The following is a 24,067-nucleotide window of genomic DNA, read 5'->3' on the forward strand; positions in this document are numbered from 1 at the left end:
GGGAGATTCCATCATGAAAAGTCGCCTGTATTACTCGATCGCGGTGCTCTGCGGCGGCGTGTTGCTGGCCGCCGTGTGGTTCGGCGCCCCAAGTGCGCGCGGCGAGGCGATTGGCGAGGGGGCCGCCAACGTCAGCTGCACGTACTCGCACCGGCTACCGGACGATCCGATCATCTACCCCGGCAAGCCGGGGATCGCGATGTCGCATGACTTCTTCGGCCATACCACCACCACTGGTAACACCACGGCGGAAGACCTGTACACGGAGCACAGTTCCACCTGCGAGAACGCGGCGGACAACACGTCCTACTGGGCGCCTTCGCTGAAGCTGCCGGATGGGCGCGTGGTGGCGCCCCAGTACCAGAAGACCTACTACCAGAACCGGGCCTTCCCGGCGAACACGCACCGGCGGGTCACGGTGATTCCGCCCGGGCTGCAGATGCTGGCCGGCGATCACCGTGGCACRGGGCCCAGCGTGGCGGTCAACTTCCTCTGCACGGGATCGAAGAAGGGCTACACCCGYACGCCSCCGAACGATTGCGTGCCGGACGCGAATGGCAACGTCCAGCTGAATATCGCGCTGGCGTTTCCGAACTGCTGGGACGGGGTGCACCTGCATCCGTTCCGAAGCGGCCGGAACAACATCGCCTATGCCAATGCCGACGGGGTCTGCCCGACGGACTACCCCGTGCCGCTGCCGCACCTGAGCTTCAATCTCGCCTACCARATTGGTGATGTGAGGGATCTGACGGACGCGCAGCTCTCGATGGACCCGACGCTGGACAAGAACGGGAATGTGGAGAGCCTGAACTGGGGCTCGATCTACACGGCCCATGCCGATTTCTTCAATGGCTGGACCGAAGACGCGATGCGGTACATCGTCGAATACTGCCTGAACCTCAGCCGTTCCTGCTCCCGCACCGTGGCCTATGCGTTCACCCGGCCTACCGCGGACGCCACCGTCCGTGGCGGCGAGACCGCGAACGATAACTTCGGGCAGGAGGCATCGCTGCTTACCCAGCGTGCGGTCGGCAGCGAGCCGGAATCGAAGATCTACATCATGATGCCGATTCCGAAGGGCGCCGTGGAGATCCCGCCCGAGTTCACGCCGGAGTACCGGCTGATGATCTGGGGCGGCGGCGTGGATGCCACGGCCATCATCAGTGCGCAGAGCACGGCGACCAACTGGCACGAGGACCATATCAACAACCATAACGCGCCGACCTGCGGCGGGCCATCCGCTACGCTGTACCTGGATACGGCCAAGGCGTACCGGTACTTCAACGTCACGGATCTGGTCAAGACGGCCATTGCCGGCGGCCACGACACCATTTCGTTCTGCATCCGTGGCAACCCGTCCGGCAAYGSCTTCAAGTTCGACAGCAAGGARGGCGCGAACGGCGCCATCCTGTACCTCTATGCGTTGAATCCGCTCTGAGCGCSCTGGCTCAGCGCGCCACCTCGGCCCAGGCCTGCATRGCCTGGCCGCCSGCATCGTCGCCGGTCCACAGGATGACCCGGCCATCGCGCTCCGGGTCGTCCTGCCCGCCTACGCTCACCGTGTCCTGATGGAACAGCGGCGCCACGCCACGGAAGCCGAAGCGCGCCACCCGTGCCTCAGGCCGGGCGTGCCGCAGCAGCTCCAGCATCAGCATGGCCTGCAGGGGGCCGTGGACGATCAGCCCGGGATAGCCTTCCACGTCACGCACGTAGTCCAGGTCGTAGTGGATGCGGTGCCCGTTGAACGTGAGCGCCGAGAAGCGGAACAGCATGACCGGATCGGCCTGCAGCGTGCGGCCGAACTGCGCCGTGTGGGGCAGGCGTGGGCGCGGCGGCTGGGGGGTGCCGCGCTCGGGCATGGCGCGATAGACGATGTCGTGCCGCTCGGTCAGCGCGGTCTCGCCGTCCACGGTCAGCACGTGGTCCACCGTCACGAACCAGAGTTCGCCGGTGCGGCCGGACTTGTGCTGCACATCGGTGATGGTKGAGGTCTTGGTCACCGTGTCGCCCACGCGCAGGCCGCGCGTGAACGTCAGYTCGCCGCCGGCCCACATGCGGCGCGGCAGCGGCACGGGCGGCAGGAAGCCGCCCAGCGCGGGATGGCCATCGGCGCCGAGGTCGCGTTGCGGGGCGCGCGGCAGGAAGTAGAGCCAGTGCCATAGCGGCGGCAGGGGCTGGCTGGCGACGGCTTCGCCATCGAGGTCCAGCGTGGCGGCCAGCGCGAGGACTGGTTCGGGCGCGAGGGTCTCGGTGCGTGTCTCAGAGCGGCCGATCCATTCGCGCAGTTGTTCGAGCGTGGGGGTCTGGGTCATGGGATTGGATTCCTTCCTGTCAGCGGGCGAACGGCAGCCAGTCGCGCACGTCGGCCGCCTGTTCGAGTTGCCAGACGCGCGCGATGATCGTGCGCATCTCGGCTTCCGTGGCGCCGTGCCGGAACGCGCCGAGCTGGATYGCCTTGGYCTCCAGTTCGGGGCGCGACAGCGTGTTGTCCGGATCACCCTTGGGTACGTCCACGCGGGCGCCTAGCGTGCGGCCATCGTTGGTGCGCACGGTCACGCGGCCAATCCACTGGCGCGGATAGGCGGCGTTGATCTCGTCGTCCAGCTCCATGGTGACCTTGTCGCGGAACGCGGCCACCTCGGCGTCGCGCAGCGCGTGCTCCTCGAATTCACCCAGCCCGGCGTGGGCATACCAGGCTACCAGCCCGAGYACGGTGCCCATCGAGAACTTGGCCTGATGRATGGTGCGCGGGTCCACCACCGGGCCGAGCACGTCGATGGCGCCCTGATGTACATGGGCGGTGACGGCGGCGATGTCGCTGGCGCGCAGGCCATCGCGCTGCATCAGCGCCTTGAGCGCGTCGGCGGCGGGGTGCGTATGGCGGCACGAGGCGAAGAACTTGAACGAGGTCTCTGCCGTGGCCCAGCGCGTGCCCAGGCCATCGGTCAGCGCGGCGGGGTTGGCATCGCTCGACATGCCGGCAGCCATGCCCTGCGCCCCTTCGAGGATCTGCCGGGCGCCGGTAAAGCCCGCGCGGGCGAGCCAGGCCGACTGGAGCCCATCGGCGGCGGCCTTGGCCGTGTGCAGTTGCTTGGAGTCGGCGGCGTCGCGCAGGAATTCCCACAGGCCGGCGGCCTGCGTGCCGGCGGTGCCGAGCGCCTGGTTGATGCCTTCCGCATCCAGGCCAAACAGCTTGGCCACCGCCGCCGCAGCCGCCAGCGTGCCGACCGTGCCGGTGGTGTGGAACACCCGGTAGTGCGAGCGGCCCATGAATTCGCCGATGCGGATRCCGGCCTCGTAGCCGGCGATGCTGGCCAGCAGCACCTCGGCGCCGGTCTTGCCCTCGGCCTGCGCGGCGGCCACCACGGCCGGGAACACCACGGCGGCCGGATGCAGCACCGAGCCGTTATGCACATCATCCTGTTCCACCACGTGGGACGAGGCGCCGTTGATCAGCGCGGCGAAGTAGGGCGAGGTGCGGCGCCGGTCGACAAAGACCTCGGCGTCGCCGCCCTGCGGCCCCATCGCGGCGGCGAATTCCTGGATGCGGCGCACGGCGGGCGCGTCCTTGCCGGCGATGGCCGATGCCATCCAGTCGAGAAACAGGTCCTTGGTGCGCTCGATGACCGGCGCGGGGACGTCGTCGAGCGTCAGGCGGGCCAGGAAGKCGCAAAGCTGGCGCGTCGGGTATTGCGGTGCGGCTTGGTGGGACATGGGAATCTCGGCAATCTCAGTAGGAACGGGGCAGGTCCAGCACGTGTTCGGCCACGTAGGACAGGATCAGGTTGGTCGAGATCGGCGCCACCTGGTACAGGCGCGTCTCGCGGAACTTGCGCTCGATGTCGTACTCGGCGGCGAAGCCGAAACCGCCGTGGGTCTGCAGGCAGACGTTGGCGGCCTCCCACGAGGCATCGGCGGCCAGCAGCTTGGCGATATTGGCCTCCTTGCCGCAGGGCTTGCCGGCGTCGAACAGCTGGGCGGCCTTGTAGCGCATCAGGCTGGCCGCCTCCACGTTGACGAACGAACGGGCGATGGGGAACTGCACGCCCTGGTTCTGGCCGATGGGGCGGTCGAACACGATGCGCTCGCGCGCATAGCTGCTGGCGCGCTCGACGAACCAGTAGCCGTCGCCGATGCACTCGGCGGCAATCAGGATGCGCTCGGCGTTCAGGCCGTCGAGGATGTACTTGAGCCCACGGCCTTCCTCGCCGATCAGGTTCTCGGCGGGGATCTCCAGGTTGTCGAAGAACAGCTCGTTGGTCTCGTGGTTGACCATGTTGCGGATCGGCTGGACGGTCAGGCCCTTGCCGATGGCCTCGCGCAGGTCCACCACGAACACGGACAGGCCCTCCGACTTCTTCTTCACCTGATCCAGCGGCGTGGTGCGGGCCAGCAGCAGCATCAGGTCCGAGTGCTGCACGCGCGAAATCCACACCTTCTGGCCGTTGACGATGTATTTGTCGCCCTGGCGCACGGCGGTGGTCTTGAGCTTGGTGGTGTCCGTGCCGGTGGTCGGCTCGGTCACGGCCATCGACTGCATGCGCAGCTCGCCGGAGGCGATGGCCGGCAGCCAGCGCTGCTTCTGGGCCTCGGAGCCATGGCGCAGCAGGCAGCCCATCACGTACATCTGGCCGTGGCAGGCGCCCGAGTTGCCGCCGCTGCGGTTGATCTCCTCCATGATCACCGACGCCGCCGTCAGCGGCAGGCCGGAGCCGCCGTAGGCTTCGGGAATCAGCGCGGAGAGCCAGCCGGCCTGCGTCAGCGCCTGGACGAAGGTCTCCGGAAACGCGTTCTGTTCCTCCACCCGCTGCCAGTAGGCGGAGTCGAAACCCGCGCAGAGGTCGCGCACGGCTTCGCGGATTTCCGGGTAAATCTGGTCTTGGTCCTGTTCGGGAAGCATGGCAATGTCGGTCCGTGTCGAAGTGTGGCCATTATTCCCGAGGGGCCACGCCGGGGACATTCGGATTTGCCGAAGCGAGGCTTTGGGGCGGGGCCAGGGGGTTTGGGAAATCTGGCCCGGCCGGTCCGGGGGGGGCAGGGACCCATTAGGGGGAACCCTTGCACTTCACGGGCGCCGTGCTCCGCCTTCGGCAAATCGGAATTGTGCCGCGCGGCGATTGCTTCCACGCTGCGGCCATCGATTCTCAAACCAGACGCGTGGAACACGCGCACCCAGGAGACGCTGTATGAAATCATCCAGGCCGAAGACCGCCGTGATCGCCCATCATTGCCGAAACGTGCTGTGGGCGGCACTTGGCATGGCCGCCGCCGTGGCCCTGACCCTGCCGGGACGCAGCCACGCGGCAGACCCGTATCCGGCCAAGCCCATCACCATGGTCGTGCCATTCGCGGCGGGCGGCCCCACGGACGTGGTGGCGCGCTCGGTGGCGGCGGCGATGTCCAAGTCGCTGGGCCAGACCGTGGTGGTGGAAAACCGCCTCGGGGCGGGCGGCACGGTGTCCGCCGCCTACGTGGCCAAGGCCGCGCCGGACGGCTACACGATCCTGATCCATCACAACGGCATGGCCACGGCGCCGGCGCTGTACTCCAAGCTGTCGTACAAGCCGCTGACGGACTTCAGCTTCGTCGGCCAGGTGGCGGACGTGCCGATGACGCTGCTGGGCCGGCACGACCTGCCGGCCAACACGCTGCCGGAGCTGATTACCTATATCAAGCAGAACCAGAACAAGGTGAACCTGGCGAACGCCGGGCTGGGCGCCGTGTCGCAGCTATGCGGCATGCTGTTCCAGAAGGCCATCGGCGTGGAATTGCAGACGATTCCGTACCAGGGCACCGCGCCGGCGCTGACCGCGCTGCTGGGCGGTCAGGTGGATGTGCTCTGCGACCAGACCACGCAGACGCTGCCGCATATCAAGGCGGAGAAGGTGAAGCTGTACGGCGTGACCACGGCGGAGCGGATTCCCGCGCTGCCGAATACCCCCACGCTGCGCGAGGGCGGCCTGAAGGGCTTCGAAGTCAAGGTCTGGCACGGCATCTACGCGCCCAAGGGCACGCCGCCGGCGGTGATCGACAAGCTCAACGGCGCGCTGCGCGCCTCGCTGAAGGACCCGGCGGTGGCGGCGCGGCTCCAGGAACTCGGCGCGGTGATCGTGCCGGCGGACAAGCAGACGCCTGAGGGGCTGCGCACCTGGCTGGCGGCGGAGATCGACAAATGGTCGCCGATCATCAAGGAAGCCGGGGTGAAGGCGGACTGACGGCCCGCTGACCCCGGGGCGGCGGGAGACCGGCTAGACCGGCTCCCGCGCCGCCTCCACCAGATACTGGATCAGCGTTTCGGCGAACTGGGGCAGTTCGCGCCCGGGCCGGCGCACGAGCCGCAGCTCGCGGCGCGCCCAGTCGTCCTCCAGCCGGATAAAGCGCAGCACCTTGCGRCTGGCGTAGCGGCGCGCGCAACTGTTCGGCACGATGGCGATGCCGGCGCCGGCTTCCACCATCCGGCACACCGCGTCGAAGCTGCCCACCTGGATCCGCAGGCTGATGCGCTTGCCCATGCCATTGGCAATCCGGTCCAGGAAGGACTGGATCGCCGAGAACTGGTTCAGCCCGACGAAGCGGCAGCTATCGAGCAGATCGGCGAAATGCAGCGTCTTGAACGCCGGCAGCGGATGGTTGACCGGGGCGATCACGATCAGTTCGTCGCTGCAGAGCTGCATCGCGTCCAGGTCCTGSGTGGCCACCTCGCCGGCCACGATGCCCAGGTCGGCCGCGCCCGCGCCGATGGCCGAGACGATTTCGGCGGACAGGTGCTCCTCCAGCTCGACATCGACATCGGGGTTCTCGGACAGGAAGCGCGACAGCGCCGTGGCCAGGAAGGAGTTGGTGGCCGTGGTGTTGGCCAGCAGCCGGACCCGCCCCTTCACGCCCTTGGCATAGGGCCGCAAGTCGGAATGCATGCACTCCAGCTCGCGGAACACCTCCCGCGCGTGGCGCAGCAGGGCGTCGCCGGCCGGTGTCAGGCGCACGCCTTTCACCTGGCGGATCAGCAACTGGGTCTGGAACGCCTCCTCCAGCTGCTTGATGCGCGTGCTGGCGGCAGGCAGGGACAGGAAGCTGCGTTCGGCCGCCCGCGTCAGGTTCTCGGTCTCCCCCACRTTGAGGAAGAGGCGCAGGTCGGTCAAATCGTAGTGCATGGTTTCGTTCGTGCCAAAGGCCACTTTTGTGATTTGTGAATTCCAAAGTCAGCGCCGACAATCTATCGTATCTTGCGCCGCAATAAAACGGGGATGTTCCCCGGTGCGGCGGCAATGGCGCGCCAGTGCGCAGAACAGGAGCGAGACGATGAGCGGTTTGATGGCAGGCAAGGTGGTGGTGGTGACGGGCGCGGGTGGCGGCATCGGGCGTGGGATTGCCCTCGGCATGGCGGCGGCCGGCGCCAAGGTGGTGGCGAACGACCTGGGCGTGAGCATGACCGGCGAGGGCGGCGACGCCGGCCCGGCCGAGCGCGTGGCGGCGGAGATCCGCGCGGCGGGCGGCGAGGCCGTGGCCAACACCGACAGCGTGTCGGGCTGGAGTTCGGCCAATGCCATCGTGCAATGCGCRCTGGACCACTTTGGCCGCATCGACGCGGTCGTCAACAACGCCGGCAACCTGCGCGATCGCATGTTCTTCAAGATGAACGAGGAGGAATGGCGCTCGGTCATCGACGTGCACCTGAACGGCACGTTCTATGTCAGCCGCGCGGCGGCCAACTACTTCAAGGACCAGGAGAGCGGSGCGTTCGTTCATATGACGTCGACCTCGGGCCTGATCGGCAACCTCGGCCAGGCCAACTATTCGGCGGCGAAGCTGGGCATCGCGGCGCTCTCGAAATCCATCGCGCTGGATATGGCGCGCTTCAACGTGCGTTCGAACTGCATCGCGCCATTCGCCTGGAGCCGCATGACCAGCTCGATTCCGTCCGAGACGCCGGAGGAGAAGGCGCGCGTGGCGCGGCTGCAGAAGATGGAGGCGGGCAAGATCTCGCCCGTGGCCGTGTTCCTGGCCAGCGACGCCGCGCACGAGGTCAACGCCCAGATCTTCGCCGTACGCGCCAACGAGATCATGCTGATGAGCCAGCCGCGCCCGGTGCGCTCGGTGCATACCAGCGAGGGCTGGACGCCGGAGACCGTGGCGGAGATCGCCATGCCGGCCATGCGCAGCAGCTTCTTCGCGCTCGATCGCTCGCCCGACGTGATCAACTGGGATCCGATCTGATCCACGCCAAGCCGTTGGCGGCGCCACACGTGTGATCGTGTGTGCGCCCGCTTCGGAAATTGCTGCGACGCAAAACGCCGCGCGCGCGGACCGTGGCACGCAAAGTGCTCGTACCGTCCCGCAGGGTGGCGGGCCAGCGCCGCGCGCACTTGCGCGGTGCGTGGCGCAGGCTGCCACCGGGAGCAAACGCAATGTCGGTGCATGCGCGCCGGGTCGGGCGTGCAGTGGGGCGTGCCATGCGAAGTCCGATTGGCACTCGGTGGTCGACACTGCTGACGGCCCCTCATGAATCTTCACGCGGCAACTTGCCGCAGTGAAAACACCAACGTCCGCGTGGTCATCATCGCCATGCGCGCGGTGGTCGAAAGCTATGTCATGAAGGCAGGCGCGAAGCTTGCCCGTCATGCKGCTGTGCGCACGCATTGCGCATGACGTCATGCGCRGATCGTTCGTTTGCACGATGGCGGATGGCCACGTGTCGCGGCATAGTGAAAGCGCTCTGCAGAAGCGATGTCGGTGCATGACCGACAGACGTGTCAGACGTTACTGGATTCGATGCATCGTTACACACGGCGTTGTGCACTTCACGCCGGAAAGGTGTAAGGTGTGTCACAAGCATGGTCAATGGCCCGTCGCAGCGGGATGAGAACAGCGAGGGATTCGTGCAGTGCGAAACGCGAAGCGAGTTGTGTTGCGTTGCGTGTCGCAAGGAACGAACGGACGTGCATCACACGTCAACTCTGTCCTCATGAACGCCGTTATTTGACTATGATGAAGTAAAGACTTCGCAACATGGCAACTCCGCCAGGCCGGGGTGGTGGAACGCAAAATTGCCGCGAATGTCTTAGGGGAGTCAAACTGCCTTCGCCTCGGACGTGGGACTCTGACGGGAGTGAGGTATGGACATTTTTGGCCACTACGCCACGCGCTTCGAAGCACGCAAGGAAGAGGAATACAGCATCCAGGAGTACCTGGAGATCTGCAAGAAGGATCCTACTGCCTACGCGACTGCTGCCGAACGTATGCTCGCCGCAATCGGACAGCCTGAACTGGTGGATACCCACCACGATCCTCGACTGTCCCGACTGTTCTTCAACAAGGTCATCCGGGTCTACCCGGCCTTCCGCGACTTCTATGGAATGGAAGACACGATCGAGCAGATCGTCTCCTTCTTCAAGCACGCGGCGCAGGGCCTTGAGGAACGCAAGCAGATCCTGTATCTGCTCGGGCCCCCKGGCGGCGGCAAGTCGTCTCTCGCGGAAAAGCTCAAGGCGCTGATGGAAGAGATTCCCATCTATGCGCTGAAGGGTTCCCCCATCCATGAATCGCCGCTCGGGCTGTTCTCTTCCGACGAAGACGGCAAGATCATGGAGGAGGACTATGGCATTCCGGTGCGCTACCTGAATACCATTCCCTCGCCGTGGGCGGTCAAGCGCCTGCACGAGTTCAATGGCGATATCACCAAGTTCCGCGTGGTCAAGCTCAGGCCATCGGTGCTGTCGCAGATCGCGATTTCCAAGACGGAGCCTGGCGATGAAAACAACCAGGATATCTCCTCGCTGGTCGGCAAGGTCGACATTCGCAAACTGGAGGATTTCCCGCAGGACGATCCGGATGCCTATTCCTATTCCGGCGGACTTTGCCTGGCCAACCGTGGCCTGCTTGAGTTCGTGGAAATGTTCAAGGCGCCCATCAAAGTCCTGCACCCGTTGCTGACCGCTACGCAGGAAGGCAACTACAAGGGTACGGAAGGCTTCGGCGCGATTCCGTTCGATGGCGTGATCCTCGCCCACTCGAACGARGCGGAATGGCAGACCTTCAAGGCTGACAAGAACAACGAGGCATTCCTCGACCGGATCTATATCGTGAAGGTGCCGTACTGCCTGCGCGTGTCGGATGAGGTCAAGATCTACGACAAGCTGCTGCGCAGCAGTTCGCTCTCGGCGGCGCCCAACGCCCCGAACACGCTCAAGATGATGGCGCAGTTCGCGGTGCTCACGCGGATCAAGGAGCCGGAGAACTCGAACGTGTTCTCGAAGATGCGCGTCTATGACGGCGAAAGCCTCAAGGACGTGGACCCGAAGGCGAAGTCKTACCAGGAGTAYCGCGACTACGCCGGCATCGACGAAGGCATGAACGGGCTGTCCACGCGCTTCGCGTTCAAGGTGTTGTCCAAGGTGTTCAACTTCGACAATACCGAGGTCGCGGCCAACCCGGTGCACCTGCTCTATGTGCTCGAGCAGCAGATCGAGCGCGAGCAGTTCCCGCCGGAGCAGGAAGCCAAGCTGCTCTCGTACATCAAGGAGTACCTGACCACGCCGTTCGTGGAGTTCATCGGCAAGGAGATCCAGACCGCTTACCTGGARTCGTATTCCGAGTATGGCCAGAACATCTTCGACCGTTACGTGGTGTTCGCCGACCTGTGGATCCAGGACCAGGAGTACCGCGATCCGAACACCGGCGAAATCCTCGATCGCAACGCGTTGAACGATGAACTCGAGAAGGTGGAGAAGCCCGCGGGGATCTCGAACCCGAAGGACTTCCGCAACGAGATCGTCAACTTCGTGCTGCGGGCGCGCGCCAACAACGGTGGCAAGAACCCGGTCTGGACCAGCTACGAGAAGCTGCGGATGGTGATCGAGAAGCGCATGTTCTCCACCACGGAGGACCTGCTGCCGGTGATCTCGTTCAACGCGAAATCGACGCGGGAGGACCAGGACAAGCACGAGAACTTCGTCAACCGGATGGTGGAGAAAGGGTACACGCCGAAGCAGGTTCGACTACTGGTGGAGTGGTATCTGCGCGTCAGGAAATCGTCGTAACAGCAACCGGACGCGGTCTCCTTCATCCACGCGACCTGGCGGTTGCGGCTTATCAAGGCGGGCGGACGGCTTATGGCTACGGTCATCGATCGGCGCGAAAACGGCGGCAACAAGAGTGCCGTCAACCAGCAACGCTTCATCAAGCGATACCGCGAGCAGATCCGGCAAGCGGTGGCGAAGGCGGTGTCCGGCCGGAAGATCATGGACATCGAGCAAAGTGGCCAGGTGTCCATTCCGGTCAAGGACATCACCGAGCCGGTGTTTCATCACGGCCAGGGCGGCAAGCGCGAGTGGATTCACCCCGGCAACAAGAAGTTCGTCCGGGGTGACAGCTTCGACCGCCAGCAGCAGGGCAGTGGTGGCGGSGGCTCGCGGGCCAGCGACAGCGGGGAGGGCGAGGATGATTTCGTCTTCACCCTGTCGCGCGAGGACTTCCTGAATTTCTTCTTCGAGGACATGGCGCTACCGGACCTGGCCAAGCGCCACCTCGCCAAGATCGCCGAGGTGCGCAAGGTGCGCGCCGGGTTCTCGATCGACGGCACCCCATCGAATCTCTCCATCCTGCGCACGATGCGTAGCTCGCTCGGCCGCCGGATCGCGCTGTCGAGCCCGTACCAGAAGCGTCTGCGCGAACTCGAAGCTGCCTACAGCGAGGAAATCGAGGCGCACGGCCCCTATACGGACACGGCGGTGGAGATGATGGAGAAGATGCGGCACCTGCGCGCCTGCGTGGACCGCGTGCCCTTCATCGAAAAGCTCGACCTGCGCTACAACAACCGCGTGCTCAAGAAGCGCCCGCAGGCCCAGGCGGTGATGTTCTGCCTGATGGACGTGTCCGGCTCGATGGACGAGAGCCGCAAGGACCTGGCCAAGCGCTTCTTCATGCTGCTGTACCTGTTCCTGAAGCGCAACTACGAGCGGATCGACGTGGTGTTCATCCGTCACCACACGGTGGCCAAGGAAGTGGAGGAGGAAGACTTCTTCCACTCGCGCGAATCGGGCGGCACGGTAGTGTCCAGCGCGCTGAAGCTGATGGTGGAGGTGATTCACGACCGCTATCCGGCGAGCCAGTGGAACATCTACTGCGCGCAGGCGTCCGATGGCGACAACTGGGCGGGGGACTCCGAACTGTGCGGCCGGCTGCTGCGCGAGTCGATCCTGCCGCTGGTGCAGTACTACGCCTATGTGGAAGTGGCATCCGAGGAGCCGCAGAACCTGTGGGAGGAATATCTCACGGTGAAGAACCAGTTCGAGCACTTCGCGATGCAGCGCATCATCGGTGCCGACGAGATCTACCCGGTGCTGCACGATCTCTTCCAGAAGCGGGCCGCCTGGCCCGGCAGGTAGCGGCGCGCCGGCACGGCGGCGCATCCGCGTACGTTCATGGGATAAGGGAGGAAGTTCATGGCTTACCTATCCACAGGCTCGGAGTGGACCTTCGAGCTGATCCAGCGCTATGACCGCGAGATCGCCCGCATTGCCGGCGAGTTCGGGCTCGACTCGTATCCGAACCAGATCGAGATCATCACCGCCGAGCAGATGCTCGACGCGTATGCATCGGCCGGGCTGCCGGTGGGATACAACCATTGGTCGTACGGCAAGCATTTCCTCTCCTCGGAGCGCAGCTACCAGCGCGGCCACATGGGGCTGGCCTACGAGATCGTGATCAACTCCAATCCGTGCATCGCGTACCTGATGGAGGAGAACACGATGCCGATGCAGGCGCTGACCATCGCGCACGCCTGCTACGGGCACAACTCGTTCTTCAAGGGCAACTACCTGTTCCGCACCTGGACCAACGCCGACGCGATCATCGACTACCTGCTCTTCGCCAAGAACTACGTGGCCGAGTGCGAGCAGCGCTATGGCGAGCAGGAAGTGGAGTTGCTGCTGGACTCGTGCCATGCCTTGCAGAACTACGGCGTGGACCGCTACAAGCGGCCCAAGAAGCTGTCGATCACCGAGGAGCAGGCACGCCAGACCGAGCGCGAGAGCTACCTCCAGATGCAGGTGAACGATCTCTGGCGCACCTTGCCCAAGCACCGGTCGCATCTGCTCAAGGAGGAAGAGGAGGCGATGGAACCGGAAATCGCCTTCCCGCCGGAGCCGCAGGAGAACCTGCTGTATTTCATCGAGAAGAACGCGCCCAAGCTGCAGCCGTGGCAGCGGGAGATCGTGCGCATCGTGCGCAAGATCGCGCAGTACTTCTATCCGCAGCGCCAGACCAAGGTGATGAACGAAGGCTGGGCCACGTTCTGGCACTACACGATCCTGCACCAGCTCTACGAGGAGAAGCTGGTCAACGACGCCTTCATGCTCGAACTGCTGCAGGCCCACACCAACGTCATCTACCAGCCGCCGTACCACAGCCCCTACTACAGCGGCCTGAACCCCTACACGCTGGGTTTCCTGATGTTCCAGGACCTGCGCCGCATGTGCGAGAACCCGACCGAGGAGGACCGCCGCTGGGCGCCCGAGATCGCGGGCAGCGACTGGCGCCAGACGCTGGACTTCGCGATGCGCAACTTCAAGGACGAAAGCTTCCTGCTCCAGTTCCTGTCGCCGCGCGTGATCCGCGAGCTGAAGCTGTTTTCGGTCCTCGACGACGATCGCGAAGGCAAGCTGCGCGTGACGGCCATCCATGACGACGAAGGCTATCGCGCGATTCGCCAGCTGCTGGCGAACCAGTACGACCTCTCCAACATGGAGCCCAATATCCAGGTGACGAACGTGGATGTGGGCGGAGACCGCTCCCTGACGCTGCGCCACCTGCAGAGCGACCGCCGCCCGCTGGCACACAGCTTCGACGAAGTGGTGCGCCACGTGACGCGACTCTGGGGCTTCACCGTGCGGCTCGAGGTGGCCTACGAGGACGGCCGTCGCGAACTCAAGTACGAGTGCAAGCCGGAGCGGAAGCACCAGCATCGGAAGGCGGCTTAAAAAACTGGCACGAACGTTGCTGTACAGATACCCGCACTCGGCCATGCCCCATGGCTGGGCCGGGTATCTGCGCATTGCGGCCGCACGCGGCTGCTGTACCGTGTCGACACATCACTAAACTGGCCCTTCCAGGGAAGCCAGCCGCTCCCCCATGGATACGCCTGACCGTCTTCTCCGCATTTTCCTTCGTATTGCCGAACTCAAGTCGCTGTCCAGGGCGGCGGAGGATCTCGATCAGACCCAGTCGGGCGTCAGCCGGCAACTCGCCACGCTGGAGGCGCAGTTCGGCAAGCCCCTGTTCGTGCGAACTGGCCGTGGCGTGGCCTTGACCGAGGCCGGGCAGAAGCTGCAGGAGGCCCTCGAAGGGCCGTACCGCGCGATCGACCAGGCTGTGGATGCGATCCGCGATGCCCACGGCACCACGCAGGGAACCGTCCGGCTGGCAATCGTCCACACGGTCAGCTATTACTTCATCGCCGACGTGGTGGCCAGCTTTGTCAGCGCCCATCCCAACGTCAATCTTTCGCTGATGGGACGCAGTTCGGCCGATGTGGTGGCGCTGGTGGAAAGCGGCAAGGCCGATCTTGGCGTGGTCTACGACACCGCGGTCGATACGGCCACCCTGACCACGCATCCGCTGTTCGAGGACGAGATGTGCCTGGTCACGCTGCAGCGTTCAGATGGGCTGCAGTCCGCGTCCCAGGACGGGCTCGACTTGCGCGGCCAGCCGCTGCGCCTGGTCGGCTTTCCGCACGGCTACGCGCTACGCCGGATGGTGGAGAGCGCCGGCTTGCAGCCCACGTATGTGGCCGAGGCCGAGACTGTCGATGCCATCCTGAAGCTGGTCTCTGCTGGCGTGGGCGATTGCATCCTGCCGTGCCGGCTACCCGACAAGCTGCTCCGCGAGTACGGCCTGCACAAGCTCAAGATCCGCAGCCCGTTGCTGCGCCGCCGTATGGTGGCCGTCACTCACGCCGCCCGCCACGCGCTGCCGCTGGCGGACGTCCTGCTCGCCTCGGCCTTGCAGGTGGCCCGCACCCTCAAGCCGTGACGCAGTGAGATAGCAGCTATGCGCGTGGCTACATAGCACGGCAGGCGCCTGGTTTTCATACTTCCCTTCATGCCCCGCACCGGTTGCCGGATGGCATTCCACGGAGAAGAGAAGACATGAACGCCCCCCTCAGAGACAAGTCGTACTTCGACACGCGCGCCACCAACGAGATGGCGAGGCACCTGCGCAACAGGCCGCGCACCATGCAGGAGACCATGGCCTACGCCTGCCGCATCCTGGCGATGACCGAGCAGGAAGCCGGTCTGGCCGGCCAGATCAGCGTGCGGTCGGAGCGCCCCGGCGCCTACTGGACGCTGCGCTTCGGCCTCGGTTTCGACGAGGCGACGCCGGACGACTTCATCGAGGTGGATCGTGACCTCAACACGCTGACGGGCGATGGCATGCCCAACCCCGCCACGCGTTTCCATCTGTGGGTGTACGACGCGCGCCCGGACGTCAATTCGATCATCCATACGCATTCGCCCTGGGCCTCGGCACTGGCCGCCGCGCGCCAGCCACTGGTCATCGCGCAGATGGACATGACGCCGTTGCACGACGATTGTGCATTCCTGGGCGAATGGCCCGGCGTGCCGATCGCGGACCAGGAGGGCGTGATCATCTCCGCAGCGCTGGGCGACAAACGGTCGATCATCCTGGCGCACCACGGCTACCTGACCGCAGGCAAGACCTGCGAGGAAGCCACCTATCTCTCGGTCTACCTCGAACGCGCCGCGCGGATGCAGATCCGTGCGCAGGCTTTCGGCCCGCTGACGCCCGTGGACGATGCGCTCGCCCGCGAGGCCCACGACTACCTGCTCAAGCCTTCCATCGTCAACGCCACCTTCGCGTACTGGGCGCGCCAGACGCACGGCATCGCGCCGCTGCCACCCGCCTGAGTGCCTGCCGCCGGCGCATGGCCGACGGCTTATCCGAATCCAAGGAGCGTTACGATGAACAAGATTCCTGCCGCGCGCTCACGCCGCGCGTATATCACCGCGGGCCTGGCGAGCATGATGGGCACGACGATCGAATGGTATGACTTCTTCCTGTACGGCACGGCCGCCGCGCTGATCTTCAACAAGATCTTCTTTCCGTCATTCGATCCCCTGACGGGTACGCTGGCGGCCTTCGCCACCTACTCGGTRGGGTTCTTCGCCCGGCCGCTCGGCGGCATCGTCTTCGGCCATTTTGGCGATCGGATGGGCCGCAAGTCGATGCTGCTGATCACGCTGTTCATGATGGGTATTCCCACGATCCTGATTGGCCTGATTCCGTCGTACGACAGCATCGGCTACTGGGCTGCCGTGGCGCTGGTGCTGCTGCGGTTGCTACAAGGGATTGCGGTCGGCGGCGAGTGGGGCGGCGCGGTGCTGATGGCCGTGGAGCATGCGCCCGAAGGCAAGAAGGGCTTCTTCGGCAGCCTGCCGCAGGCTGGGGTCGCGCCGGGGCTGGTGCTGTCGTCGCTGGCGATGGGGATGGTGGCGACGCTGCCGGAGCAGGACATGCTGACKTGGGGCTGGCGCGTGCCGTTCCTGGCGAGCGTCGTCCTGCTGGCGGTAGGCTGGTTCATTCGCGCCAAGGTGGCCGAGTCGCCGGACTTCGAGCAGATGAAGAAGCAGGGCGAGAAGGTGGAAATGCCGGCAATGGTCGTGCTGCGCCAGTATCCGCGCCAGGTCCTGACCGTGGTGGGCGGCCGGCTGGCCGAGGTGACTTGGTTCTACACGGTGGTCACGTTCGCGCTGGCCTATGCCACCGGCACGTTGGGCATCCCCAAGACAGTGATGCTCGACGCCACGGTTTGGGGCGCTGCCATCGCGCTGTTCACCATGCCCCTGTGCGGCATGCTGGCGGATCGCATCGGCTTCAAGTGGGTGTTCATGGCCGGTACGGTCGGCATCCTGTTGTTCTCGTCGCAGTTCTTCGACCTGTTGCAGTCGCTGGATCCACGCAACATCACCATCGCGCTCTCCATTGCCATCGGGCTGGTCTACGCCTGTCTCTATGCACCGGAAGGCAGCCTCTTTGCCGCGCAGTTCCCCGCCGAGGTGCGCTACAGCGGCATCTCGATTGCCGTGCAGGTCTCGGGCGCCATCGGAGGCGGGCTGGCGCCGATCGTCGCCACGTCGCTGCTGAAGTACGGCGGCGGCAGCCCGACCTATATCGTCTGGTACCTCGGTGCGCTGAGTGTCATCGCATTCGTGAGCGCGGCCTGCATGCGGGAAACAGCACTGGTCGGCTTGCCGGTAGCGGCGGTCAACGGGAGCCGACACGTATGACCCGCGCGAACCGACCTGTCATCGACTATTACTTCTGGCTGAATTCGGACTGGGCGTATCTGGGCGCGGATCGGCTCGATGCGCTGGCGCGGCGCCAGGGCGTCGAGATCCGGCACAAGCCCGTGAACCTGCCCGAGGTGTATGCGCGAACAGGGGGCGTACTGCTGGGGCAGCGCTCGCCCGAGCGGCAGCAATACCGCATCACGGAACTGGCGCGGTGGTGCCGCCACCTGAACATCCAGGTCAATCCGCTGCCGAAAACCATGTGCCCGAACGCGGACCTCGCGTCGGGCATCGTCATCGCCGTGGATGCGCAGGGGCTGCCGGTGCTGGAGCTGTACAAGGCCATCCTCCGCGCGCAATGGTGCGAGGAGCGCGATATCTCGTCGGAGGCCACGCTGCGCGAGATCCTCGCCGCGCAGGGGTTCAACGCGGACGCGACGCTTGTGCGGGCGCGCTCGGCAGACACCCAGGAGAYATACCGGCGCAATACCGACGAAGCCGTGGCCGCCGGGGTATTCGGTTCGCCGTCGTATGTCTTCGACGGGGAGTTGTTCTGGGGCCAGGACCGGCTGCACATGCTGGARGTGRCTGTSGCGGCGCGGCTGTCGGCGTAGGCCGTACGGGGCGAACTGCCGATCCGGCACGTCGCCCCGTCCTTTTGTACGCCTTTGTATCTGGCCGCACGCGCGATACGGGACGCGACACTAAGGGGGCAAATACGCCACGAGCGCGATACGTGAGCGGGCTTAAATAGCATCCATGGCAGCGCAACGCGACAACGACACAGCGGATCGCTGCCTTGGCATCACACACGACTGCAACCCGCTCACGCATCCACCAAGGAAATCGATCATGTCCAAGACCTTCACCTCCCGCCTCGTTCTCGCCGTTGCCCTCGCTGCCGCCGCTGTCGGCGCACAAGCTTCCGTCCTTGGCGCCCGCGACCCGTACAGCGATGGCGCCCGCGCCGTGCAGAGCGCGCGGGATGTGTTCAGCGAAGGTGCCCGCTCGGCGACGGCGGCCCGCGACCCGTACACCGAAGGCGCCCGCTCGGCGGACCCGTATCTCGACGGCGCCCGCTCGGTGCAAGACCAGCGCAGCCCGTTCACCGACGGCGCCTGACGCCGGATCCCCCCTTTTAGAACCAGGAGAAGCCAGTGTTGGTTGCTACCACGCAGGAAGACCGATCGCTCAGGCTGTTTGCTGGACTTGGCCTGTTCATCATGGCGCTGTCGCTGAGACCGGGCATTGTGTCGATGGGGCCGCTGGTGCATGCCATTCAGTCGGAATTCGGCATGAAACACGCGGAGGCGGCGCTGCTGACCGCCATTCCTGACCTGTGCATGGGTATCTGCGCGATCTTCGTGCCGGCAATCGGCCGCCGCTTCGGCGGCGACCGGGTGGTGCTGTTCTCGCTTGCGTTGTTGGGCGTGGCGTTGGCCCTGCGGGCATTCGCCGGATCGCCCGGCAGCCTGTTGTTCGCCACGCTGCTGGTTGGGATTGGGGTCGCGATTTCCGGGCCGCTCCTCGGCGGCTGGATCAAGAGCCATTTCTCCGGCGAGGCCGCGTTCTTCATGGGCATCTATGCCGCCGGGCTCGGTATCGGGGCAACGTTGGCGGCGGTGGGTAGCGAGGTCATCGCCCACGCCGGTGGCGGCTGGCGGCTGGGCGCCGGCATCTGGGCCGTGGTCTGCGTCCTCGCCATTGTGAGCTGGCGCCGCCTGACATCGGCATTTCCGTCRAAGTCGCACGCTGCCCGTGTGGAAGCYGCGGTCAGCCGTGCGCCATGGCGCTCGGGGCGGGCCTGGCTGATTGCCATGTATTTCGGGATCGGTCAGTTCATCTGCTACGCCTGCTTCGCCTGGGTAGGGGAGAGCAGCCGGGAATTGCAGATCAACGCGCTGAGCGCGGGTGTCAATCTGGGCTTGTTCGCCGCAATGATCGCGATCAGCAGCTTCCTGTCGGGCTATGTCACCGGCAAGTCATTGGACCGTCGCGGCTGGCTGGCCTGGGCGGCTCTGCTCTCGATAGGGGGCGCCGGCGTGCTTTGGTGGTCGCCGGGCATGTTCGGGGTGATGCCGGTGGTGGCGCTCGCCCTGGGCCAGGGCGTCTGCTTCGCCTTGGCCATGACGCTGCCCCTGGACAACACCACGTCCCATCATGAAGCGAGCCAATGGACCGCCTTCATGCTGTTCGTGGGCTACCTTGTTGCCGCGCTTGGACCGTTTGTCTTTGGCTTCCTGCGCGACGTGACGGGGGCTTTCCAGGCATCCTACGGCGTGCTGGTTGCCGCATCGGTGGCGCTGCTGGTGCTGACGCCGTGGCTTGCGCCACGGCTGCGGGAAGACACCGCCGAGGTCTGATGTGCGAGGGGGTTATCGCAGCTTGGCCGCCCTCGGCCGGGCTGTCGACGACGCCCCGGCCCGGTCCAGATCCACGCCCGGCAGCAGGTGCAGCAGCCGCACCAGTTCCGACTGGCGGTGCGTGCCGGTCTTGCGCAGCGTGTCGCGGATATGCACGCGCACGGTGTGGGGCGACAGGAACTCGCGCTCGGCGATCTCGTTCAGCGTCTCGCCGGCGGCGAGGCGGATGGCGATGATGCTTTCCTTCTTCGACAGGCCGAACAGCGACGTCAGCACGGCGGCGTCCAGCACCGAGCGGGACTCGGAATTGCCCAGCAGCATCATGGCCGCCGGCAGTTGCCACGGGCCTTCGACCGGCTGGCGCGAGACCAGCGGCATGACGATGATCGGCACGGGCTGGCCGCCCGACGTGATGTGCATCCAGGATCCCGCCGCGGCGCCGCCGTTGCGGCCGCCATGGACGGCGGCCTGGAGCAGGTCGCGCAGCACGCCTTGCAGGGATTCCGGCCGCGCGCGCAGCAGGCCGTTGTCGAGCGCCAGGTTGGCGTCGGCCTGTACCAGCGATTCGGCCCAGCTGTTGGCGTAGCGCACGCGCATGTCCGCCTGGAGCACCATCACGCCGAAGTCGAGGGTATCGAGGCCGGCCAGTCCCAGCGAAGCCAGGCCGCTCAGCTCGAAATTGCGGTGCTGCATGCGGGCGGCGCGAGCCCAGTGGGGCATTACCTGCGCCAGGCGGCGCTCGCGGTGGTCGGCGGGCATGAAGTCATCGCAGCCGCCGGGTGTGGCGCTCATCAGCACGCAGACTTCGGAGGTGTCGAAGAGCCGCACGCCCCGGGCGAGGCCCATGCAGTCATAGCCGCCGCCGGCCGCCACGGGTTTTGTCAGCAGYTGGGTGTCGGCACCGGATGCCATGGCGACCGATGCCGGTACGGCGTCTGCGCTGGCGAAGTGTCCCGGGAGGGCGCGCATGCTGTCCGGCATGGTGCCGACGCTGGTGTAGCAGCCGTTCGGCGTCACGCCCAGGCGTGCCTGGCCTGCGAGCTTGTCCCAGATCAGGTAGCGCGGGCTGCCGGTGCAGGTGTAGCGGGAAAAGAGGTCGAGCGCCTCTGGCATGGCCGCCACGTCCATGGCGGATTCATAGATGCTATCGACCAGACGATGGAAGACATCGTCGGCAGACGGGTGTTCGCCCATTTTCATTTCCCCCGGTGGCAAACGCCTTTTCCTCAGGACCACTGCGGCGAGGCGTGGTCCCCTGTTTTATGTTTGGATACTGCCGGCCGGGGGTTGGCCGGCCGTCACGACGATGATCCCGCACAAGCCTTGTATCGGGCCATCCCGCCTTGGGAGGGAGCCGGCAAGGGCGCGGTCCCGGCCAATCTGGCGCGGGCTCGCGTGATAGTAATGCGCGGCCCCTGTTATTTGAAGCATTCCTGGCGAATGTTCCGGCTTTGCATTGCACAAAAGCGACAACTTTGTGACGGCTGGGGACAATGCTGCACAACCGGGGGGCATTAGGCCGATTTCCCGGCAGTCCGCGTGACGAGTCCGACGCCCGGCGGGGTGGCCTCCGCGCCAGGCTTGCCGCCGGCGCTGTCCAGGCTGATCCCCCCGCCATCCACGCGCACGGTCAGTTGTGGCGCGGCCATGCGGATGCCGGCTTCGTCGAAATTTCGCTTCAGCCGCATGTTGAAGCCCCGCGTGATCTCGGCCTGCATCAGCGGCCTGGTCTTGAACTGCGCCAGCACGACGATGCCGTTGGGGTCGAAGCGGTCGAGCCCCAGGATATCCAGCCCCGAGAGCAGGTTGCGGCTGTAGCGGTGGTCGCGGGCCAGTTCGGCGCCGGTCGCCCGGATCACCTCGGTGGCGCGGTCGATGTCGCTCTCATAGCCCACCGCGATGCTGAACACGGCGAACGCATAGCCGCGCGACAGGTTCTTCACCGCCTTGATCTGGCTGTACGGCAGCGTGTGCAGGGCGCCCTTGCCGTCGCGCAGCTTCACCGTGCGGATGGTCATGCCTTCCACCACGCCGGCGTGGTCGGGTAGTTCGATCGAATCGCCAATGGCAATCGAATCCTCGATCACGATGAACAGGCCGGTAATCAGGTCCTGCACCAGGCTCTGGGCGCCGAAGCCGATGGCCAGGCCGACCACCCCCGCGCCCGCCAGCAGCGGCGTGACATTGACGCCGAGATTGGCCAGCACCGCGATCATCGCAATGACCAGCAGCCCCACGAACGACGCGTTGCGCACCAGCGGCAGGATGGTCTTGGCGCGCAGGCTCGGCTGCTGGCCGCGCCCGTGGCCCGGCGTCAGCGTCTGGGTAATGGCGGTGTCGATCAGCAGCCAGACCAGCCACGCCAGCAGCACCACGCCGACCACGCTGAGGATCGATTCGGTGATGTGCCGGCCCAGCGTGGTCGAGTCGGCCAGGCGGATGATCGACGAATTCCAGACGCGCGCCACCAGTTCGACGAACGCCATCCAGATGATGACGCGCACCAGCGCGATGCCGAAGCGGGCAAAACGCTGGATATAGGCCGAGCGCCGGCGGTCCCGCAGGCGCGGCGCGCGGACCGTGGCCTTGGGCGAGCGGCCCGCCACGAGCGTCAGCAGCAGCGCCGCCACGAACAGCGCCACCGTGACCACGGCGCGGCGCAGGAACTCGTCGGCATGCCCGGTAGCCATGATGGTGCCGACCACGGAGGACAGCACCACGGCCAGCATCGGCAGATACCAGGCATGCCCGGCCAGGCGCAGCAGGTCCACGATGGCCGGGTGGGCCTGCCGGAATGCCAGCGGGCGCAGCGAGATCAACTGGCCGACGGGGCGGCGGAAACGCACCGCAAAGACGGCAATCAGGATGGCGGCGAGGATGTTGGCGAGGGTGCCGACGAGCGCGGCGAGATTGACGCCCAGCGCGGTCACGATGCGGGGGTCGGTACTGGCCTCGCCCAGCGCGGCGAGCGCGCCGGTCACGAAGAGCAACCATGGCGAGTGCTTGAGCAGGTCTCGTATGGCGTTTGATCGGTGCGCGGAGTGGAACAGCGCGAAGATCACCTGGCACGTGGCAGACATGATCGCGCCGGCCACGATCGCATACGCCACCATCACGCCGCCCATGCTGGCCGGCGTACGGCCGTAGACCTTGTACGCGAGCAGCACGGTCATCGCGAATGCCACGACCCACGGCCCGATCCGGCGCAGAAAATAGATGCCGACATCCATCCACGACGGCACGGAGGGCAGGTGGGCCGGCTGCGCGGGCCGCAGGCGRTTCCGGTGGATGCGCCGCGACAGCTCCCAAAGCAGCCAGCCGGTCAGCGCCCAGCCGGCGAGGATGGTGGCGAACTCGCGCACGGACATGAACGCCGGGCGGGTGTCGCGGACCGTCAGCGCCTCGCGCCATTCCTCCCCGGCGAACTGGATGCGCCAGCCCCAGTAGTGCCACGCGCCGTGGTCCTTGCGCGGGGCCTTGTCGATTTCCTCGAGGGCCTTGGCAACGGCGCCGATCAGCCCGGGCGAGGGCGAAGGCGCGGATGCGGCCGTTGCCGCCACGTCCGAGGCCGCAGCGGGGGCCGAGGCGCCGCCCGCCGCCACGCCGCGCCGCAGTGCCTGCAACTGGCTAACCAGATTCTGGCGCTCGACGTCGTTCTGCAGCGTGGAAATGACTTGATCCAGCGACTGGGCGAGCGCCGCGCTGGCGGGCGCGGCTGCGGGTGCCGAGGCCGGCGGCGGGGCCGCCTTCTTCTGACTCAGCGCGAGCGCGGCCAGCGGGCCGCCGACGGCATGGGCAGCCAGCGGCAGCATGCACGCAACAAGCACGAAGCAAAGCCAGGCCAGCCAGTCAGGACGATGCGGGATACGGGGCATGAAAGGGGCGCAGCGGCAAGAGCCTTCGGCCGCATGGGGGGCGAAAAGACAGGATCGCGCCACTGTAGCGCATCGCCCGCGCCGATGCGCTATCGGGCCGGCCGGACGGGATCGACGGAAATTCAAAAAAACTGAATGACTGATTGGAACTTCATCCCCGTATCGGTCACATCGAAGGTCTAATATTCAACCCATGGACGGCGAACACGAGCCAAAGCAAACGAAGTCACCGCCCAAAAGACATTCAAATTCACTTAATGACATACCGGAGAGAAATCATGACCAAGACCACCGCCCTCAAGATCGCCGCTTCCCTGATCGTTTCGCTGGCCACCGTCGGCGCCGCCCAGGCTGGCACCGTGCCCGCCGATCAGTATGGCTACCAGTTCCGCACCGGCGTGCCGGCAGACCAATATGGATATGGCTTCCGCACGCACGACACCTTCACCGATGGCGCCCGCAGCTTCGATCCGTTCCTGGATGGCGCCCGCGGCTGATGGTTGATGCCCGATTGTTGGAGAAA

The 24,067-nt window shown here is 65.7% G+C and carries 19 protein-coding genes; 13 read left to right on the top strand and 6 right to left on the bottom strand.

Going from position 1 to position 24,067, the window contains the following annotated elements; all coding sequences use genetic code 11:
- Positions 1-13 precede the first annotated feature (13 nt).
- On the top strand, positions 14-1,438 hold the full coding sequence (locus tag AB4Z27_RS22525; RefSeq protein WP_441645303.1) for a DUF1996 domain-containing protein: 1,425 nt from the start codon (positions 14-16) through the stop codon (positions 1,436-1,438).
- Between the two features lie 10 nt (positions 1,439-1,448).
- On the opposite strand, the gene AB4Z27_RS22530 is transcribed toward AB4Z27_RS22525, so the two are convergent.
- From AB4Z27_RS22530 to AB4Z27_RS22540, 3 genes are read right to left on the bottom strand one after another with little or no spacing between them, the layout of a single operon-like run.
- Positions 1,449-2,312, bottom strand: coding sequence for an FAS1-like dehydratase domain-containing protein (locus AB4Z27_RS22530; RefSeq protein ID WP_092293392.1), 864 nt, complete (start codon positions 2,310-2,312; stop codon positions 1,449-1,451).
- Positions 2,313-2,331: 19 nt separating this feature from the next.
- Positions 2,332-3,714: an MmgE/PrpD family protein gene (locus tag AB4Z27_RS22535; RefSeq protein WP_441645304.1), complete on the bottom strand. Its 1,383-nt coding sequence runs from the start codon at positions 3,712-3,714 to the stop codon at positions 2,332-2,334.
- Positions 3,715-3,730: 16 nt separating this feature from the next.
- On the bottom strand, positions 3,731-4,900 hold the full coding sequence (locus tag AB4Z27_RS22540; protein WP_092293388.1) for an acyl-CoA dehydrogenase family protein: 1,170 nt from the start codon (positions 4,898-4,900) through the stop codon (positions 3,731-3,733).
- Positions 4,901-5,186: 286 nt separating this feature from the next.
- Here AB4Z27_RS22540 and AB4Z27_RS22545 point away from each other — a divergent pair, with 286 nt between their 5' ends.
- A complete protein-coding gene (locus AB4Z27_RS22545) occupies positions 5,187-6,215 on the top strand; it encodes a tripartite tricarboxylate transporter substrate-binding protein (RefSeq protein WP_092293386.1) in 1,029 nt (342 codons plus the stop codon).
- A gap of 33 nt (positions 6,216-6,248) precedes the next feature.
- Here AB4Z27_RS22545 and AB4Z27_RS22550 read toward each other — a convergent pair whose 3' ends face one another.
- Positions 6,249-7,151 (bottom strand): LysR substrate-binding domain-containing protein, encoded by a 903-nt coding sequence (locus AB4Z27_RS22550; RefSeq protein WP_144197788.1) that lies wholly within the window; start codon positions 7,149-7,151, stop codon positions 6,249-6,251.
- 148 nt (positions 7,152-7,299) lie between these two features.
- On the opposite strand from AB4Z27_RS22550, the gene AB4Z27_RS22555 reads away from it, so the two are divergent.
- The 10 genes from AB4Z27_RS22555 (at position 7,300) to AB4Z27_RS22600 (ending at position 19,669) form a co-directional block, all read left to right on the top strand.
- Positions 7,300-8,214 carry an SDR family NAD(P)-dependent oxidoreductase gene (locus AB4Z27_RS22555; protein ID WP_092293384.1) on the top strand — a complete coding sequence of 305 codons (915 nt, stop codon included), beginning with the start codon at positions 7,300-7,302 and terminating at the stop codon, positions 8,212-8,214.
- 899 nt (positions 8,215-9,113) lie between these two features.
- A complete protein-coding gene (locus tag AB4Z27_RS22560; RefSeq protein WP_441593671.1) occupies positions 9,114-11,036 on the top strand; it encodes a PrkA family serine protein kinase in 1,923 nt (640 codons plus the stop codon).
- A gap of 72 nt (positions 11,037-11,108) precedes the next feature.
- Complete coding sequence (locus AB4Z27_RS22565) at positions 11,109-12,383, top strand: YeaH/YhbH family protein (protein ID WP_092293380.1); 1,275 nt, start codon at positions 11,109-11,111, stop codon at positions 12,381-12,383.
- Positions 12,384-12,440: 57 nt separating this feature from the next.
- On the top strand, positions 12,441-13,976 hold the full coding sequence (locus AB4Z27_RS22570) for a SpoVR family protein (RefSeq protein WP_092293378.1): 1,536 nt from the start codon (positions 12,441-12,443) through the stop codon (positions 13,974-13,976).
- 151 nt (positions 13,977-14,127) lie between these two features.
- On the top strand, positions 14,128-15,027 hold the full coding sequence (locus AB4Z27_RS22575; RefSeq protein ID WP_092293376.1) for a LysR family transcriptional regulator: 900 nt from the start codon (positions 14,128-14,130) through the stop codon (positions 15,025-15,027).
- Between the two features lie 116 nt (positions 15,028-15,143).
- Positions 15,144-15,923: an aldolase gene (locus tag AB4Z27_RS22580; RefSeq protein WP_092293374.1), complete on the top strand. Its 780-nt coding sequence runs from the start codon at positions 15,144-15,146 to the stop codon at positions 15,921-15,923.
- Between the two features lie 54 nt (positions 15,924-15,977).
- Positions 15,978-17,303 (top strand): MFS transporter, encoded by a 1,326-nt coding sequence (locus AB4Z27_RS22585; RefSeq protein ID WP_441645305.1) that lies wholly within the window; start codon positions 15,978-15,980, stop codon positions 17,301-17,303.
- Positions 17,300-17,920, top strand: a complete 621-nt coding sequence (locus tag AB4Z27_RS22590; protein WP_441645306.1) for a 2-hydroxychromene-2-carboxylate isomerase — start codon at positions 17,300-17,302, stop codon at positions 17,918-17,920. Before AB4Z27_RS22585 ends, AB4Z27_RS22590 begins: the two co-directional genes overlap by 4 nt.
- A gap of 238 nt (positions 17,921-18,158) precedes the next feature.
- On the top strand, positions 18,159-18,428 hold the full coding sequence (locus AB4Z27_RS22595; RefSeq protein ID WP_177219892.1) for a hydroxyquinol 1,2-dioxygenase: 270 nt from the start codon (positions 18,159-18,161) through the stop codon (positions 18,426-18,428).
- Between the two features lie 35 nt (positions 18,429-18,463).
- Positions 18,464-19,669, top strand: a complete 1,206-nt coding sequence (locus AB4Z27_RS22600) for an MFS transporter (RefSeq protein WP_441593674.1) — start codon at positions 18,464-18,466, stop codon at positions 19,667-19,669.
- A 12-nt stretch (positions 19,670-19,681) separates the two neighbouring features.
- Here AB4Z27_RS22600 and AB4Z27_RS22605 read toward each other — a convergent pair whose 3' ends face one another.
- Together AB4Z27_RS22605 and AB4Z27_RS22610 are read right to left on the bottom strand one after the other, a co-directional pair.
- Positions 19,682-20,863: a helix-turn-helix transcriptional regulator gene (locus AB4Z27_RS22605; RefSeq protein WP_092294323.1), complete on the bottom strand. Its 1,182-nt coding sequence runs from the start codon at positions 20,861-20,863 to the stop codon at positions 19,682-19,684.
- Between the two features lie 320 nt (positions 20,864-21,183).
- A complete protein-coding gene (locus AB4Z27_RS22610) occupies positions 21,184-23,544 on the bottom strand; it encodes a mechanosensitive ion channel family protein (RefSeq protein ID WP_092293367.1) in 2,361 nt (786 codons plus the stop codon).
- A 278-nt stretch (positions 23,545-23,822) separates the two neighbouring features.
- On the opposite strand from AB4Z27_RS22610, the gene AB4Z27_RS22615 reads away from it, so the two are divergent.
- Positions 23,823-24,041, top strand: coding sequence for a hypothetical protein (locus AB4Z27_RS22615; protein WP_092293365.1), 219 nt, complete (start codon positions 23,823-23,825; stop codon positions 24,039-24,041).
- Positions 24,042-24,067 lie beyond the last annotated feature (26 nt).

Source organism: Cupriavidus sp. KB_39, assembly GCF_052114485.1.
In the GTDB taxonomy this organism is placed as follows: Bacteria; Pseudomonadota; Gammaproteobacteria; order Burkholderiales; family Burkholderiaceae; genus Cupriavidus.